The sequence below is a fragment of the Aquincola sp. J276 genome (genome assembly GCF_024700035.1).
Classification (GTDB): domain Bacteria; phylum Pseudomonadota; class Gammaproteobacteria; order Burkholderiales; family Burkholderiaceae_C; genus Aquincola; species Aquincola tertiaricarbonis.
On sequence record NZ_JAJONC010000001.1, the window covers coordinates 3074926 to 3090466 of the forward strand.

Sequence of the window (15541 nt, forward strand, 5' to 3'; positions counted from 1 at the left end):
CTCAGTCCACGAACTGCGCCCGCACCAGCTTCCACTCCTGGGTGCCGGTGAGGGTGCGTGAGCAGCCCAGCGGTTCGGGCTCGGCCTTCGGCGGCAACTCGCTGCGCGAACGGTCGCCGGTGCCCACGCCCATCTGCACCCGGTCCAGCCAGATGCGGATGGTGCGGCTGGGGTGGGTGTTGCGCACCTGGATCTGCACGCCGTTGCGCTGCACGCAGGTGGCGGCAAAGTCCTCCACGAACTGCACGTAGCCGGCCGCGGAGGTGTCGTCGGCCGCCGCCGCGGGCAGGGCAAGGCCGGCCAGGATCGCAAGCCCGCTGCACAGCATCCATCGCATCGCCGTCTCCTGGTACTTCGGTGTCGGGCCCATCCTAGACTGCGCGGCATGCAAGCACCGATCGTGATCGTGGGTGGTGGCGTCATGGGCGCGGCCACCGCCTGCTTCCTGGCGCGCGACCAGGGTCTGTCCGCCATCGTCATCGAGCGTGACCCGCTGCATGCGCAGGCCTCCAGCGCGCTGTCGGCCAGCTCCATCCGGCAGCAGTTCAGCACGCCGCTGAACATCGCGCTGTCCCAGTGGAGCATTGCCTTCCTGCGCCGGCTGGGCGACGAGCTGGCCGTGCCCGGCGAGCCCGCGCCGCAGATCGGGCTGACCGAAGCCGGCTACCTGTACCTGGCCAGCCCGGCCGGTGCCGCGGCGATGCGGGCCCACCAGGCGCTGCAGGCGCGTGCAGGCGCCCAGGTGCAGCTGCTGCAGCCGCATGAGCTGGAGCAGCGCTTTCCGTGGCTCAGCACCGAAGGCATCGCGCTCGGCGCGCTCGGCCTGCGCGGTGAAGGCTGGTTCGACGGCCCCGCGCTGCACCAGGCCTTCCGGCGCAAGGCCATGGCCTGCGGCGTGCGCTTCCTGCAGGCCGAAGCAGTGGGCTTCGAGCACGACGGGGCCGGCCGCGTGCAGGCGGTGCGGTGCGCCGATGGCCTGCGCATCGGCGCCACGCACGGCGTGCTGCTCTCCGCGGGCGCCTGGTCCGCGCCGCTGGCCGCACAGCTGGGCGTGGTGCTGCCGGTCAGCGGCAAGAAGCGTGACGTGTTCGTGCTGGACTGCCCGGCTGCGCCGCTGGCCGGCTGCCCGCTGGTGATCGACCCTAGCGGCTTCTGGTTCCGGCCGGAGGGCCGCGGCTTCATTGCCGGCGCGCCGCCGCGCGGCGAGGATGCCGACTTCCTGCCGCTGCACCAGATCGACCATGCGCAGTTCGACGAGCAGCTGTGGCCGCTGATGGCCGCACGCGTGCCGGCCTTCGAGGCTTTGCGGGTGAGATCGGCCTGGGCCGGCTACTACGAGATGAACGCCTTCGACCACAACGGCCTGGCCGGCGCGCTGCCGGGATGGCGCAACGTGTTCACGGCCTGCGGCTTCTCGGGCCATGGCATGCAGCACGCACCTGCGGTGGGCAGCGCGATGGCCGCGCTGATGGCCGGCGGCCGCAGCGATGCACCGTCACTGGAAGTGCTGTCGCCGCAGCGCCTGCTCGACGGCCGGCGCGTGGTGGAGCACAACGTGATCTGAGTCCGCGCCTAGTGGCGCGACGACGCGAGGAAGCTGCGCAGCTCCGGCGTGGCCGGCTCGGCGAACAGCGCCTCGGGCGCGCCCAGCTCGTGGATGCGGCCCTGGTGCATGAATGCCAGGCGGTCGCTCACCTTGCGGGCGAAGGCCATCTCGTGCGTGACCATGATCAGCGTCATGCCCTGCTCGGCCAGGCTTTCCACCACCTGCAGCACCTCGCCCACCAGCTCGGGGTCGAGCGCGGAGGTGATCTCGTCGCACAGCAGCACCTCGGGGTTCATCGCCAGCGCACGGGCGATGGCCACGCGCTGCTGCTGGCCGCCCGACAGCTGGTCGGGGTAGCTGCCGAACTTGTCGGCCAGGCCCACGCGCTGCAGCAGCTGCGCCGCGCGCTCGCGTGCCTGGGCCTTGGGCAGGCCCTTGACCAGCGTGGGCGCCAGCATCACGTTCTGCCCGGCGTTCAGGTGCGGAAAGAGGTTGAAGCTCTGGAAGATCATGCCCACGTTCTGCCGCAGCGCGCGCATGGCCTGCGGGTCGCCATGCCTGAGCGGCTGGCCGCCCACCACCAGCGTGCCTTCCTGGAACTGCTCCAGCCCGTTGATGCAGCGAAGCAGCGTGCTCTTGCCCGAGCCGCTCTTGCCGATGAGCGCGATCACCTCGCCGCGGGTGACCTGGAGGTCGATGCCCTTGAGCACCTCGTTCGTGCCGAAGCGCTTGCGCAGGCCCTGGATGTCGACCAGCGGTGCGGTGTTGTCTTTCATGGGGGCTTTCAGGAGGTCAGCGGGCGATGCGCAGCCGGCGCTCCAGCCGGCGGCTCCACCAGGACAGCGGGAAGCACAGCGCGAAGTACATGAGGCCGACGAAACCGTAGGCGATGAAGGGCTGGAACGTGGCGTTGGCGATCATCTGGCCGGCCTTGGTCACCTCGATGAAGCCGATGACCGAGGCCAGCGCCGTGCCCTTGACCACCTGCACCAGGAAGCCCACCGTGGGCGCGATGGCGATGCGAAGCGCCTGCGGCAGGATGACGTGGCGCAGCTGCTCGCGCAGGTTCATCGCCAGGCTGGAGGAAGCCTCCCACTGGCCGCGCGGAATGGCTTCCACGCAGCCGCGCCATATCTCGGTGAGGTAGGCGCCGGCATACAGCGTGAGGCATACCGAGGCCGCCATCAGCGCCGAGGTCTTCACGCCCAGCAGCGCCAGCCCGAAGTACGCCAGGAACATCTGCATCAGCAGCGGCGTGCCCTGGAACACTTGTACATACAAGCCGACCCCGCGTTGCGCGCCGGGCAGCCTGGCGATGCGGATGACCAGCATCAGCAGCCCCAGCGCGATGCCGCCTGCGAAGGCGATGAGCGACAGCCCCACCGTCCAGCGCAGCGCCAGCAGCAGGTGGCGCACGATGTCCCACGTCGAGAACTCGACCATGTCGTCTTGCCTTTGCGCCCGCCTCAGCGGTGGAAGATGAAGCGCGGCCCGGCCCAGTTGAGCAGGCTGCGCAGCAGCACCGCCAGGCCGAGGTACATCGCGGTGACGACGATGTAGGCCTCGAAGCTGCGGAAGGTGCGGCTGGAGATCAGGTTGGCCGCATAGGAGGCCTCCTGGGTGGAGATCTGGCTGCACACCGCGGAGCCCAGCATCACGATGATGATCTGGCTGACCAGCGCCGGCCACACGCGCCGCAGCGCGGGCGGCAGCACCACGCGCGAGAAGATCTGCCAGCGGTCCATGGCCAGGCTTTGCGCGGCCTCGATCTGGCCGCGGCCGGTGTTCTCGATGCCGGCGCGGATGATCTCGCAGGCATAGCCGCCCAGGTTCAGCACCATGGCCAGCACGCTGGCCACCTCCGGCGACATGCGCACGCCCAGCGAGGGCAGGCCGAAGAACACGAAGAACAGCTGGATGATGAAAGGCGTGTTGCGGATCAGCTCCACATAGGCACCCACCACCCACTGCAGCCAGCCCGGACCCTCGGCGCGCGCCCAGGCGCAGCCGATGCCTACCACCGTGCCGATGAGCGCAGCAGCCACGGTGAGGCCGATGGTGACCAGCAGCCCGCGCAGCAGCAGCGGCCATTCGGTGAGCACGACGAGGAAGTCGAAGGACATGGGCACGGCGCCGGCGGGCGCGGGGTGGGCAGGAGCAGCCGGGTGGTTCGCAAGAGGTGTGCCACCGGGCGGCCCGCCCGGCACCGTCAGGCTCCTAGCGCCGGGCCTGCAGCGCGCGCCACAAGGCCGCGGTGGCCGGGCGCTGGCGCTCCACGGCGCAGTGCAGCCGGATCTCCAGCGGCGTGCCCCACTGGCGCGGGCCGGCTGCCACCAGCGTGCCTTCCTTCAGCTCCTTGGCCACGCAGCTGGCGGGCAGCCAGCCCACGCCATGGCCGGCCACCACCATGGCCTTCAGGGCCTCGGCCATGTGGGTCTCGAAGCGGGTCTGCAGCGCGCAGGGCTGTGGTGCGTTGAGCAGCAGCATCTCCACCACGTTGCCCAGGAAGGCGCCGGACGAATACGCCATGAAGGGCAGCGGCCGCTTGGGCACGCCGGGCAGCGCGAACACCGGGCGGCCGCGCTCGTCGGCCACCGAGAAGGGCAGGATCTCCTCCACGCCCAGCGTGACGGAGGGATAGCGCGACGCATCCAGCAGCAGTGGCAGCTGCGCATGGTGGTAGCCCAGCAGCATGTCGCATTCGCCTTCCATGAGCCGCTGCACGCCTTCGGGCACGTTGACCGCCATCACATGCGCGGCCACCTCGCCGAAGTGTTCGTTGAGCCGCTTGAGCCAGCCAGGAAAGAAGGTGAACACCAGCGTGTGCGCCACCGCGAAGGTCACGGTGCCGGGGTCGCCGGAGAGCTGCTCACGGCCATTGACCAGCGTGCGCGCGGCATAGATGCCATGCAGGATGTCGGCCGCCAGGCTGTGGAACAGCCACCCTACCGGCGTGAGCTTGGCGGGGCTGGTGCTGCGGTCCACCAGGGTCACGCCCAGCCAGCCCTCCAGGGCCTTGATGCGGCGGCTGAGCGCCGACTGGGTGAGGTGCCGCTGCTGGGCGGCACGGGAAAAGCTGCGGGATTCGGCCAGACTCAAGAAGTCTTCCAGCCATTTCGCTTCCATCGGAACGGGTCGGGTCTCAAGGGTGACCCGGCCAAGATAGCACGCTGCTTGCGCAAAACGGCAAAGACTCAGTCCGAAACCGCATAACCATCGCGGCAAGGCGGCAGCTTCGCTACGCTGGCGGGCACGCCCGATTCCGAAGGCGACTGGAGGAGACCCGATGACTGCCCAAACCACCCGCAGCGAACACGACCTGCTCGGCGACCGCGAGGTGCCGATCGAAGCCTATTTCGGCGTGCACACGCTGCGTGCGGTCGAGAACTTCCCGATCACCGGCATGCCGATCTCGATCTACCCCGAGCTGATCCAGGCGCTGGCCAGCATCAAGCAGGCCGCAGCCCTGGCCAACCATGAGCTGGGGCTGCTCGACGGCCCGCGCTGCGATGCCATCGTGGCCGCCTGCCAGGAGCTGCGCGACGGCAACCTGCACGACCAGTTCGTGGTGGACGTGATCCAGGGCGGTGCCGGCACCTCGACCAACATGAACGCCAACGAGGTGATCGCCAACCGCGCGCTGGAGCTGATGGGCCACCGCAAGGGCGAGTACCAGCACCTGCACCCGAACGAGCACGTGAACATCGGCCAGAGCACCAACGACGTCTATCCGTCGGCGCTCAAGGTGGCCACGTACACCGGCATCTTCAGCCTGATCGACGCCATGGCCTACCTGCGCCGTGCCTTCGAAGCCAAGGCCGATGAGTTCGCCGGCGTGCTGAAGATGGGCCGCACCCAGCTGCAGGATGCGGTGCCGATGACGCTGGGCCAGGAATTCAGCACCTATGCGGTGATGCTGGGCGAGGACGAGCAGCGCCTGCGCGAGGCCGTCTCGCTGCTGTGCGAGCTGAACCTGGGCGCCACCGCCATCGGCACCGGCATCACCGTGCATCCGCAGTACGCGCCGCTGGTGATGAAGAAGCTGGTGCAGATCACCGGCATGCCGCTGGTCACCGCAGCCAACCTGGTGGAGGCCACGCAGGACTGCGGCGGCTTCGTGCAGCTGTCGGGCGTGCTCAAGCGGGTGGCGGTCAAGCTGTCCAAGACCTGCAACGACATGCGGCTGCTGTCCAGCGGGCCGCGCGCCGGCTTCGGCGAGATCAACCTGCCGCCGATGCAGGCCGGCAGCAGCATCATGCCCGGCAAGGTGAACCCGGTGATCCCGGAGGTGGTGAACCAGATCGCCTACGAGGTGATCGGCAACGACCTGACGGTCACCTTCGCGGCCGAGGCCGGGCAGCTGCAGCTCAATGCCTTCGAGCCCATCATCGCGCACAGCCTGTTCAAGAGCGTCAAGCACCTGCGCAACGGCTGCATCACGCTGGCCGACAAGTGCGTCAAGGGCATCACCGCCAACCCGGAGCGCACCCGCGCGGCGGTGGAGAACTCCATCGGCATCGTCACCGCGCTCAATCCGTACATCGGCTATGCCAATGCCACCGCGGTGGCCCAGGAGGCCCATGCCACCGGCGGCAGCGTGTACCAGATCGTGCTGGAGCGCGGCCTGCTCTCCAAGGCCAAGCTGGACGAGCTGCTGCGGCCGGAGATGCTGACCACGCCGCAGCCCATCCACGTGGGGCGCTGAGGCTTCAGGCCGGCGGGGCCAGCGCCGCCTCGCGGCCCTTCACCGCCACCCACAGCAGGCGGTTGGCCGGCGCCGGCACGCCCAGGCGGTCGCCGGTGCGCACCACGAAGCCGTTCAGGTGGTCGATCTCGGTGGGCTTGGCGCGCGACAGGTCCTGCGCGGTGGAGGAGCGCTGCGCCGGCATGGTCTGCGCGATGCGCAGCACCGCTTGCCACACCACCTCGTCCTCCAGCGTGGTGACGCCGGCGGCATGCGCCACCTTCAGGCATTCGTCAACCACCTCGCGCATCGCCGGCAGCATGCCGGTGACCTGGGCCAGCCGGCCATAGGGCAGCTCGGTCAGCGCCGACAGCGCGTTGTAGGCGCAGTTGAGGATCAGCTTGGTCCACAGCGCGGCCAGCGCATGGTCCGACACCTCCACCGGAATGCCGGCCGCGCGCAGCACCCCGGCCACGCGCTCGCTGTCGGCCGAAGGGCCGACCACCAGCTCGCCCCGGCCATGGTGCTTCACATGCCCGGGCCCGGCCATGGAGGTGGCCACGTACACCACCGCCGGCAGCACCGGCCGCCCCAGCGCGGCCTGCAGCCGCTCGGCGTTGTCCACGCCGTTCTGCAGGCTGAGCAGCACCGCGTCGGGCGAAAGGTACGGCGCCATCGCGGCGGCTGCCGCATCGGTGTCGGTGGACTTCACGCACACCAGCACCAGCTCGGCGCCCTGCACCGCGGCGGTCTCGGTGCTGGCCTGCACGGGGACCACGAATTCGGTGCCGTCGGCGGCCGACAGGCGCAGGCCGTCGCGCTGCATCGCTTCCACATGCTGCACGCGGCCCACCATCGTCACCGCATGGCCGGCCGCGGCCAGCAATGCACCGTAGTAGCAACCCACGGCGCCAGCGCCCATCACGGCGATGTTCATGGCCGGCCTTTCATCGTGTCCATTTCGCTTCGATGCGCTGGTACTCGCCGCCGGCCTTGGCCAGGTGCAGCCACTGGTCGACGAAGGCCTTCATGGCCACGTCGCCGCGCGGCAGCATGATGGCGTTCTCGGCGTACTGCAGCGGCTTGTCCGGGTTCACCGCGCACAGCACGCCGGGGTGCAGCTTCTGCTGTACCAGCGCCTCGGCCGCCTCGGTCACGAACACGTCGGCGCGGCGTTGGGCCAGCTCGTCGAAGATGGTGAGGTTGTCGGTGTGGATCGTCAGCCGGGCCTGCTTGTAGTTGGCCTTGGCAAAGCGCTCGTTGCTGCCGCCGGGGTTGGCGATGGCGCGCACCTCCGGCTTGTCGATGTCGGCCACGCTCTGGTAGCGGGCCACGTCCTCGCAGCGCACGATCGGCGTCTTGCCATTGACCATGTACGGCGCACTGAAGAACACGCGCTTCTGCCGCTCCAGCGTGACCGAGATGCCGCCCAGCGCGATGTCGCACTGGCCGCCGGTGAAGTCGGCCAGCAGGTTGGCCCAGGTGGTCTTCACCGGCTGCAGCTTTGCGCCCATGGCCGCGGCCAGCGATTGGCCGAGGTCGATGTCCATGCCCTCGAAGCTGCCGTCCGGCTTCAGGAAGCCGAAGGGCTTGTAGTCGCCCGGGGCGCAGGCGCGCAGCACGCCGCTCTTCATCACCCGGTCGAGCGTGGATTCGCCCGCGGCGGCCGTCTGGGCCATGGCGGGCAGCAGGCAGCCCAGCGCCATCACGGCAGCGGCGGTGGCGCGGGCGGCGAACGGAACGGTCATCTTCGAAGCTCCAGTGCCGTCGTCGGTGGTGGGTCGCCGCGGCGGCAGGAGACCGGCGCTAGCGGGTGAGATGGTGACGGCGATGCCAGTCTGCCAAGGATTCCTGGGGATAGGTATCGAAGATCTGGTCCTCGCGGTCCACCACCACCGCCACCCACTCGGGCTTGCTGCCCAGCATCATGTGCGTGACCGAAGGCGGCGCGGGCAGCGGCGTGTCGATGGCGCCGGCATGCGGATGCACCAGATCGGGGTACTCGGGGTCGTACAGCCACAGCGCGCTGCCGCACTGCCTGCAGAAGTGGCGCTGGCCGCCGCTGGTGCTGCCGTCGTCCATCTTCGCGCGGTACACGCTCAGGTTCTCCTCGCCCTGCACCTGCAGCGTGGTGTGGTCGGCGCCCAGGTTGATGGCGAAGCCGCCGGTGCCGGCCGTCTTGCGGCAGATGCTGCAGTAGCAGCGCATGAAGGGCACCGGCTCGTGGGACACCACCGAGAAGCGCACCGCCTTGCAGTGGCAGGAACCTTCGAGTTGCATGGACAGCCTTTCTGGTCGGGGGGAGGGAAGGGGCCGGACCGGGCGGCAAGGGCGGTGCCCGCGCGGCAAGACGACTCAGGGCAGACCCGGATCGGGAATCTCCGGTGTCATCGCTGGGGCGGGCGACCAAGAATCGCGGCCAACTGGTCAGGCCAGTTGTCCAGTTGCCAATGCCAACCCATCCATGCCGCTGCAAAGCATCGAACCCCGCCGCCTGTACCGCCAGATTGCCGACCAGCTGCGCGGCCTGATCGAGGCCGGCGAGTTCGCGCCCGGCAGCCGGCTGCCGGCCGAGCGGGAGTTGGCGGTGCAGCTGGGCGTGTCGCGGCCTTCGGTGCGCGAGGCGCTGATCGCGCTGGAGGTCGAGGGCGTGATCGAGGTGCGCATGGGCTCGGGCATCTACGTGCGGCCGCGGGAGGCGATGGCCGCCGCGCCGGCCGCTGGCGTGGAGGGCGAAGGGCCGCTGGAAACCATCCGCGCCCGGCAGCTGGTGGAAGGCGAGCTGGCCGCCGCGGCCGCCGTCGCCGCCGGCCGCGACGCCGCGCTGGTGGCCGGCCTGCGCGAGGCCGTCGCGCTGATGGAAGCCGACATCGACGCCGGCGTGATGCCGCTGCGCGGCGACCGCCTGTTCCACCTGCGGGTGGCCGAGGCCAGCGAAAACTCGCCGCTGCTGCGCGTGGTGACCGAGCTGTTCGACGAGCGCAACAAGCCGCTGTTCGAGCGCCTGGGCAGCCACTTCGAGAACGAAGCCAACTGGCGCGCCGCGGTGGAGGAGCACCGCCGCGTGGTGGAGGCCATTGCCGCCGGCGACGCCGCGGCCGCCCGCGAGGCGATGCGCGCCCACCTGCAGCTGTCGCACGACCGCTTCATCGCCAACTGGCCCTCCACCGCGCCGGCCCTGGTGCCGCCAGCCGAGGCGCCGCGCCGCTAGCCGCCGCTCCCCTCACCGCCGTTCCGAGGAAGTACCCATGACCCTGCAAGAAACCGTCGCCGCCTGCCGCATCCACGGTGCGCAGGACCTGCGGCTCGAACCGGCCGGCGTGCGGGGCGACGTGCGCGGCGGCGTTTCCGGCGCAGCCACCGGCACGCTGGGCGAGCACGAGGTGCTGTTGCGCCTGGGCGCTGGCGGCATCTGCGGCAGCGACCTGCACTATTGGCAGCACGGCCGCGCCGGCGCCTTCGTCATCCGCGAGCCGCTGGTGCCGGGCCACGAGGCCTCCGGCGTGGTGGAGGCGGTGGGCGCTTCGGTCAGCCGCGTGAAGCCCGGCGACCGCGTGGCCATCGATCCCTCGCATGCCTGCGGCCAGTGCGACTACTGCCGCGAAGGCCGGCTCAACCTGTGCCGGCACATGTTCTTCCTGGGCAGCGCCAGCGTGCAGCCGCATGCGCAGGGCCTCTTCCGCGAGCGCTTCACCATGCACGAGCGCCAGCTCACGCCGGTGGCCGACCTGTCGGTGAGCCTGGGCGAGATCGCCTGCGCCGAGCCGTTGTCCATCGGCCTGCATGCGGCCCACCGCGCCGGCCCGCTGATGGGCAAGCGCGTGCTGGTGACCGGCGGCGGCACCATCGGCCTGATGTGCGCGATGTCGGCCCGGCTGGCCGGCGCGGCCCACGTGACGGTGGCCGACGTGGCCGACCGGCCGCTGGAGATCGCCCGCACCGTCGGTGCCGATGCGGTGCTGCGCAGCGACCAGGCCGATGCGGCCGAGCTGACCGACCGCTTCCACGTCGCCATCGAGGCCGCCGGCAGCCCGGCCGCGTGGCACACCTGCCTGCAGGCGGTGCGCCGCGGCGGGCGGGTGGTGCAGGTGGGCACGCTGGCGCAGGACGTCGGCTTCAACGCCAACCAGATCATGGCCCGCGAGATCGACGTGGTGGGTGCCTTCCGCGCCAACCACGAGTTCGCGTGGGCGGTGGACGCCATCGCGCAGCGGCGCGTGGACGTGCGGCCGCTGCTGAGCGCGCAGCTGCCGCTGGCCCGTGCGGCCGAAGCCTTCGCACTGGCCGCCGACCGCAGCCGCAGCACCAAGGTGCAGCTCGTGATGGAGTGATCCACCCGCGGATCGCCGACCCCAGAACAACCACCCGTTGGAGACACCGATGACCACGACCCGCTCCTTCCTGAAGGCCGCCGTCACGCTGGCCGCCCTGCTGGCTGCGGCCGGCGCCATGAGCCCGGCCCAGGCCCAGACCAAGCTCAAGTGGGCCCATGTGTACGAGACCTCGGAGCCCTTCCACAAGTGGTCCGTCTGGGCCGGCGAGGAGATCAAGAAGCGCACCAACGGCCGCTACGCGGTGGACGTGTACCCCGCCTCTCAGCTGGGCAAGGAGAACGACATCAACCAGGGCCTGGCCCTGGGCACGGTGGACATCATCATCAGCGGCTCCAGCTTCGCGGCCAAGAGCTATCCGCGCATCGGCGTCACCTACTACCCCTACACCTTCCGCGGCGTGGACCACCTGCTGGCCTACACCAAGAGCGACCTCTACAAGGAGATGGCCGCGGGCTATGCCGACAAGAGCAGCGGCAACCAGATCATCGCCACCACGTACTACGGCGTGCGGCACACCACCAGCAACAAGCCCATCGCCAAGTGCGCCGACATGAAGGGCCTGAAGATGCGCGTGCCCGATGTGCCGGCCTACCTGGCCATGCCGCGCGCCTGCGGCGCCAACACCACGCCCATCGCCTTTGCCGAGGTGTACCTGGCGCTGCAGAACGGCACCGTGGACGCGCAGGAGAACCCGCTGCCCACCATCGAGGCGAAGAAGTTCTTCGAGGTGCAGAAGAACATCGTGCTCACCGGCCACATCGTCGACCACCTCAACACCGTGGTGGCCGGCGGCCTGTGGAAGAAGCTCAGCGACGCCGACAAGAAGCTGTTCACCGACGTCGCCCAGGAGGCGGCGGCCAAGGCCTCGGCCGAGGTGGCCGAGCGCGAGAAGGAGCTGGTGGGCATCTTCAAGGGCAAGGGCATCAACGTGCAGCAGGTGGACATCGAGGACTTCCGCAGCACGGTGCTCAAGGGCGTGCCCTTCGAGCAGTACGGCTACCAGAAGGCCGACTGGGACCGCATCCAGGCGATCAAGTGATGGCTGCCGCCAACCCGACGCTGCCCGAGGGCGGCGGCTACTCGCCCAAGGCCGACCCCTCGGCCCCGGTGCAGGCCAGTGCGGCCGAGCTGGCCGGCAGCTTTGCCGAAGCCGACCAGCACCGCGTGAGCCTGGCCGGCTACACGGTGGAGGACTGGATCTGCGTCGGCTTCTTCTGGGTGATGGCGGCACTGGTGTTCCTGCAGTTCTTCACCCGCTACGTGATGAACGATTCGTTCGCATGGACGGAGGAGCTGGCGGTGTACTGCCTGATGCCGATCGTGTTCATCGGCGCATCGGCCTGCGTGCGGCGCAGCCGGCACATCCAGGTGAACTTCCTCTACCGCTACCTGCCGCCGGCCGTGGGCCGCGCGGCTTCCACCGCGGTGGACCTGCTGCGCACCGGCTTCTTCCTCTATGCCGCGTGGCTGGTGGCGCGCTATGCGCTGGCGGTCAACAACGAGCCGATGACCACCATCGACTGGAACAAGAGCCATGTGTACTGGCTGGCCTTCGCCGGCTTCGCCGCCATGGGCCTGCGCAGCATCCAGGTGAGCTGGGAGAACTGGCGCCGCGGCTATTCCAATCTCGAGCGCCCCGAGGCGTTCGAGGACATCGAGTGACGCAAGGGGCGACCGCATGGCCATCCTGATCGGTTCTTTCCTGCTGCTGATGGTGATCGGCATGCCGGTGGCGGTGGCGATGGCCGGCGCCTCGTTGCTGTACATCACCGTCTCGGGCAGCGTGCCCGACATCGTGATCGCGCAGCGCATGATCGCGGGCATCGAGAGCTTCCCGCTGCTGGCGGTGCCGTTCTTCATCCTGGCCGGCAACCTGATGAACATCGCCGGCATCACCGGCCGCATCTACAACTTCGCCGTGGCCCTGGTGGGCTGGATGAAGGGCGGCCTGGGGCAGGTGAACATCATCGGCTCGGTGATCTTCTCGGGCATGAGCGGCACCGCCATCGCCGACGCGGCCGGCCTGGGCAGCATCGAGATCAAGGCGATGAAGGACCACGGCTATTCCACCGAGTTCGCGGTGGGCGTCACCGCCGCCTCGGCCACGCTCGGCCCCATCATTCCGCCCAGCCTGCCCTTCGTCATCTACGGGATGATGGCCAACGTCTCCATCGGCGCGCTGTTTGTCGCGGGCATCCTGCCCGGCGTGTTCATGACGCTGCTGATGATGGTGACGGTGGCCTGGTTCGCGCGGCGCAACGGCTGGGGCAGCGACACGCCCTTCAGCTGGAAGCAGCTGGGCGGCGCCAGCATCGAGATCCTGGTGGTGCTGGCCTTCCCGATGGCGGTGTGGCTGCTGACGCTGGCCGGCGTGTCGCCCAACATGGCGGCGGGCATCGGCTTCGTGGCGCTGCTGCTGCTGGACTGGAAGTTCAACTTCAGCGCGGTGATGGCGCTGATGGCGCCGGTGATCCTGATCGGCGGCATGACCATGGGCTGGTTCACGCCCACCGAGGCGGCGGTGGCGGCGGTGATCTGGGCGCTGTTCCTGGGCCTGGTGCGCTACCGCTCGATGACGCTGCGCACGCTGGCCAAGGCCACGCTGGACACCATCGAGACCACGGCCTCGGTGCTGTTCATCGTCACCGCCGCGTCCATCTTCGCCTGGCTGCTCACCACCACCCAGGCGGCGCAGATGCTCACCGACTGGATCTTCAGCGTGACGCAGAGCCCGTGGGTCTTCCTGCTGCTGGCGAACCTGCTGATCCTGTTCGTCGGCTGCTTCATCGACACCATCGCGGCGATCACCATCCTCGTGCCCATCCTGCTGCCCATCGTGCTGAAGATGGGCATCGACCCGGTGCACTTCGGGCTGATCATCGTGCTCAACCTGATGGTGGGGCTGCTGCATCCGCCGCTGGGCATGGTGCTGTTCGTGCTGGCGCGCATCTCGCGGCTGTCGGTCGAGCGCACCACCATGGCCATCCTGCCCTGGCTGGTGCCGCTGGTGGGCGCGCTCATCGCCATCACCTACGTGCCGGCGCTCACGCTGTGGCTGCCGCAGCAGCTGGGGCTGCTGAAGTGACCCGCATCCGCAGCGTCGAGATTTCGCAGGTGGACCTGCCGCCGCCGGTGCCGCGCGGCGATGCAATCCAGACCTTCGTGACGCAGGAGACGCCGCTGGTGCGCATCCGCTGCGACGACGGCTCCGAGGGCGTGGGCTACAGCTACACCATCGGCAGCGGCGGCTCCTCGGTGGTGGCGCTGCTGCGCGACCACCTGGCGCCGCGGCTGCTGGGCCGCGACCCAGCGCGCATCGAAAGCATCTGGCGCGACCTGCTGTTCGCCACGCATGCCACTTCGGTGGGCGCCATCACCAGCCTGGCGCTGGCGGCCATCGACACCGCGCTGTGGGACTGGCGCTGCCTGCGCGACGGCCAGCCGCTGTGGCTGGCGGCCGGCGGTGCCCGCCAGCGCATACCTGTCTATACAACCGAAGGCGGCTGGCTGCACCTGGCCACCGACACCCTGGTGCGCGAGGCGGTGCTGGCAAAGGAGCAGGGCTTCCGCGGCGCGAAGGTCAAGGTGGGCAAGCCGCACCTGAGCGAGGACCTGGACCGCCTGCGCGCGGTGCGCGAGGCGGTGGGCCCGGGCTTCGAGCTGATGGTGGACGCCAACCAGGTGTTCAACCTGGGCGAGGCGCTGCGCCGCGCGCCGCGGTATGCGGAGCTGGGCATCGCCTGGTTCGAGGAGCCGCTGCCCAGCGAGGACATCGCCGGCCATGCACGCCTGGCGGCCGCCGCCACGCTGCCCATCGCGGTGGGCGAATCGCTGTACTCGCCGGGGCAGTTCGCGGCCTATGTGCAGCAGGGCGCGTGCCACATCGTGCAGGCCGACGTGGCCCGCATCGGCGGCATCACGCCGTGGCTGAAGACGGCGCACCTGGCCGAGGCGCACAACCTGATGGTGGCGCCGCACTTCCTGATGGAGCTGCAGGTGTCGCTGTGCGCCGCGGTGCCGGCCGCGCAGTGGGTGGAATACATCCCGCAGCTGGATGCGGTGACCACCAGCCGGCTGCTGATTGCCGATGGCCAGGCGGTGGCGCCCGATGTGCCGGGACTGGGCATCGCCTGGCACTGGCCGGAGATCGAGCGCCGGCGCGTGGCCTTCCACACCGTTTCCTGATCCGCTGAAAGCTCAACGCATGACCGACCGACTGCAAGGCAAGCGCTGCCTCGTCACCGCCGCGGGGCAGGGCATCGGCCGCGCCACCGCGCTGGCCTTCGCCCGCGAAGGCGCCACGGTGATCGCCACCGACATCGACGACCGGCTGCTGGCCGAGCTGGGCGGCACGCCCGGCATCACCACCCGCCGGCTGGACGTGACCGACGCCGCCGCCATCGCCGCCACGGTGGCCGAGGCCGGACGCATCGACGTGCTGTTCAACGGTGCGGGCTATGTGCACGCGGGCAGCATCCTGGAGTGCGACGACGCGGCCTGGGACTTCTCCTTCGAGCTGAACGTGCGCTCGATGTACAGGCTGATCCGCGCGGTGCTGCCGGGCATGCGGGCGCAGCGCGGCGGCGCCATCGTCAACATGGCCTCGGTGGCCGGCAGCATCAAGGGCGCGCCGGGGCGCTTCGTCTACGGCACCACCAAGGCGGCGGTGATCGGCCTGACCAAGTCGGTCGCGGCCGACTTCGTGGCCGAAGGCATCCGCTGCAATGCCATCTGCCCGGGCACGGTGGAATCACCCTCGCTGCGCCAGCGCATCGATGCGCAGGCCCGCGCCAGCGGCAAGTCGATTGCCGAGGTGGAAGCCGCCTTCGTGGCCCGCCAGCCGATGGGCCGGCTGGGCCGCACCGAGGAGATCGCCGCGCTGGCCGTCTACCTGGCCAGCGATGAATCCGCCTTCACCACCGGCACCGCCCAGGTCATCGATGGCGGCTGGTCCAACTGACACACGAAAGAAGCAAC

At 69.8% G+C, this 15541-nt stretch carries 17 protein-coding genes; 9 read left to right on the forward strand and 8 right to left on the reverse strand.

The genetic code is table 11. From position 1 onward, the window contains the following. Nucleotide 1: 1 nt before the first annotated feature. Nucleotides 2–337: a hypothetical protein gene (locus LRS14_RS14145; RefSeq protein WP_198156935.1), complete on the reverse strand. Its 336-nt coding sequence runs from the start codon at nucleotides 335–337 to the stop codon at nucleotides 2–4. 48 nt (nucleotides 338–385) lie between these two features. Here LRS14_RS14145 and LRS14_RS14150 point away from each other — a divergent pair, with 48 nt between their 5' ends. Beyond that, nucleotides 386–1564, forward strand: coding sequence for an FAD-binding oxidoreductase (locus tag LRS14_RS14150; protein WP_257799945.1), 1179 nt, complete (start codon nucleotides 386–388; stop codon nucleotides 1562–1564). Between the two features lie 8 nt (nucleotides 1565–1572). Here LRS14_RS14150 and LRS14_RS14155 read toward each other — a convergent pair whose 3' ends face one another. From LRS14_RS14155 to LRS14_RS14170, 4 genes are all read right to left on the reverse strand, one after another. Continuing rightward, a complete protein-coding gene (locus LRS14_RS14155) occupies nucleotides 1573–2322 on the reverse strand; it encodes an amino acid ABC transporter ATP-binding protein (RefSeq protein ID WP_310740832.1) in 750 nt (249 codons plus the stop codon). 16 nt (nucleotides 2323–2338) lie between these two features. Then, a complete protein-coding gene (locus tag LRS14_RS14160) occupies nucleotides 2339–2989 on the reverse strand; it encodes an amino acid ABC transporter permease (protein WP_046113335.1) in 651 nt (216 codons plus the stop codon). A 23-nt stretch (nucleotides 2990–3012) separates the two neighbouring features. Next, nucleotides 3013–3669 carry an amino acid ABC transporter permease gene (locus tag LRS14_RS14165; RefSeq protein ID WP_198156936.1) on the reverse strand — a complete coding sequence of 219 codons (657 nt, stop codon included), beginning with the start codon at nucleotides 3667–3669 and terminating at the stop codon, nucleotides 3013–3015. A 94-nt stretch (nucleotides 3670–3763) separates the two neighbouring features. Continuing rightward, nucleotides 3764–4672, reverse strand: a complete 909-nt coding sequence (locus LRS14_RS14170) for a LysR substrate-binding domain-containing protein (protein WP_257799946.1) — start codon at nucleotides 4670–4672, stop codon at nucleotides 3764–3766. Nucleotides 4673–4832: 160 nt separating this feature from the next. On the opposite strand from LRS14_RS14170, the gene aspA reads away from it, so the two are divergent. Beyond that, nucleotides 4833–6251, forward strand: coding sequence for an aspartate ammonia-lyase (gene aspA / locus LRS14_RS14175; RefSeq protein ID WP_257799947.1), 1419 nt, complete (start codon nucleotides 4833–4835; stop codon nucleotides 6249–6251). Nucleotides 6252–6255: 4 nt separating this feature from the next. Here the strand turns inward: aspA and LRS14_RS14180 are convergent, their stop codons facing one another. From LRS14_RS14180 to LRS14_RS14190, 3 genes are read right to left on the reverse strand one after another with little or no spacing between them, the layout of a single operon-like run. Then, nucleotides 6256–7167 (reverse strand): ketopantoate reductase family protein, encoded by a 912-nt coding sequence (locus LRS14_RS14180; RefSeq protein ID WP_046113339.1) that lies wholly within the window; start codon nucleotides 7165–7167, stop codon nucleotides 6256–6258. Nucleotides 7168–7177: 10 nt separating this feature from the next. Then, on the reverse strand, nucleotides 7178–7978 hold the full coding sequence (locus LRS14_RS14185; RefSeq protein WP_046113340.1) for a transporter substrate-binding domain-containing protein: 801 nt from the start codon (nucleotides 7976–7978) through the stop codon (nucleotides 7178–7180). 58 nt (nucleotides 7979–8036) lie between these two features. After that, complete coding sequence (locus tag LRS14_RS14190; RefSeq protein ID WP_257799948.1) at nucleotides 8037–8510, reverse strand: GFA family protein; 474 nt, start codon at nucleotides 8508–8510, stop codon at nucleotides 8037–8039. Nucleotides 8511–8694: 184 nt separating this feature from the next. Here LRS14_RS14190 and LRS14_RS14195 point away from each other — a divergent pair, with 184 nt between their 5' ends. Genes LRS14_RS14195 through LRS14_RS14225 form a run of 7 tightly spaced genes read left to right on the forward strand, consistent with a single transcriptional unit; the run spans nucleotide 8695 to nucleotide 15524 of the window. Beyond that, nucleotides 8695–9441 carry a FadR/GntR family transcriptional regulator gene (locus LRS14_RS14195; RefSeq protein WP_257799949.1) on the forward strand — a complete coding sequence of 249 codons (747 nt, stop codon included), beginning with the start codon at nucleotides 8695–8697 and terminating at the stop codon, nucleotides 9439–9441. 37 nt (nucleotides 9442–9478) lie between these two features. Further along, nucleotides 9479–10561, forward strand: a complete 1083-nt coding sequence (locus LRS14_RS14200) for an L-idonate 5-dehydrogenase (RefSeq protein WP_257799950.1) — start codon at nucleotides 9479–9481, stop codon at nucleotides 10559–10561. Between the two features lie 49 nt (nucleotides 10562–10610). Then, nucleotides 10611–11603, forward strand: a complete 993-nt coding sequence (locus LRS14_RS14205; protein WP_046113343.1) for a sialic acid TRAP transporter substrate-binding protein SiaP — start codon at nucleotides 10611–10613, stop codon at nucleotides 11601–11603. Next, the gene (locus tag LRS14_RS14210) at nucleotides 11603–12226 is read left to right on the forward strand and encodes a TRAP transporter small permease (protein WP_083440565.1); all 624 of its coding nucleotides are present in this window, start codon (nucleotides 11603–11605) and stop codon (nucleotides 12224–12226) included. Before LRS14_RS14205 ends, LRS14_RS14210 begins: the two co-directional genes overlap by 1 nt. Nucleotides 12227–12242: 16 nt before the next feature. Further along, the gene (locus LRS14_RS14215; RefSeq protein ID WP_257799951.1) at nucleotides 12243–13649 is read left to right on the forward strand and encodes a TRAP transporter large permease; all 1407 of its coding nucleotides are present in this window, start codon (nucleotides 12243–12245) and stop codon (nucleotides 13647–13649) included. Then, complete coding sequence (locus LRS14_RS14220; RefSeq protein ID WP_257799952.1) at nucleotides 13646–14749, forward strand: mandelate racemase/muconate lactonizing enzyme family protein; 1104 nt, start codon at nucleotides 13646–13648, stop codon at nucleotides 14747–14749. The genes LRS14_RS14215 and LRS14_RS14220 overlap by 4 nt, the downstream gene beginning before the upstream one ends. Before the next feature lie 19 nt (nucleotides 14750–14768). Further along, on the forward strand, nucleotides 14769–15524 hold the full coding sequence (locus tag LRS14_RS14225; protein ID WP_257799953.1) for an SDR family oxidoreductase: 756 nt from the start codon (nucleotides 14769–14771) through the stop codon (nucleotides 15522–15524). Nucleotides 15525–15541 lie beyond the last annotated feature (17 nt).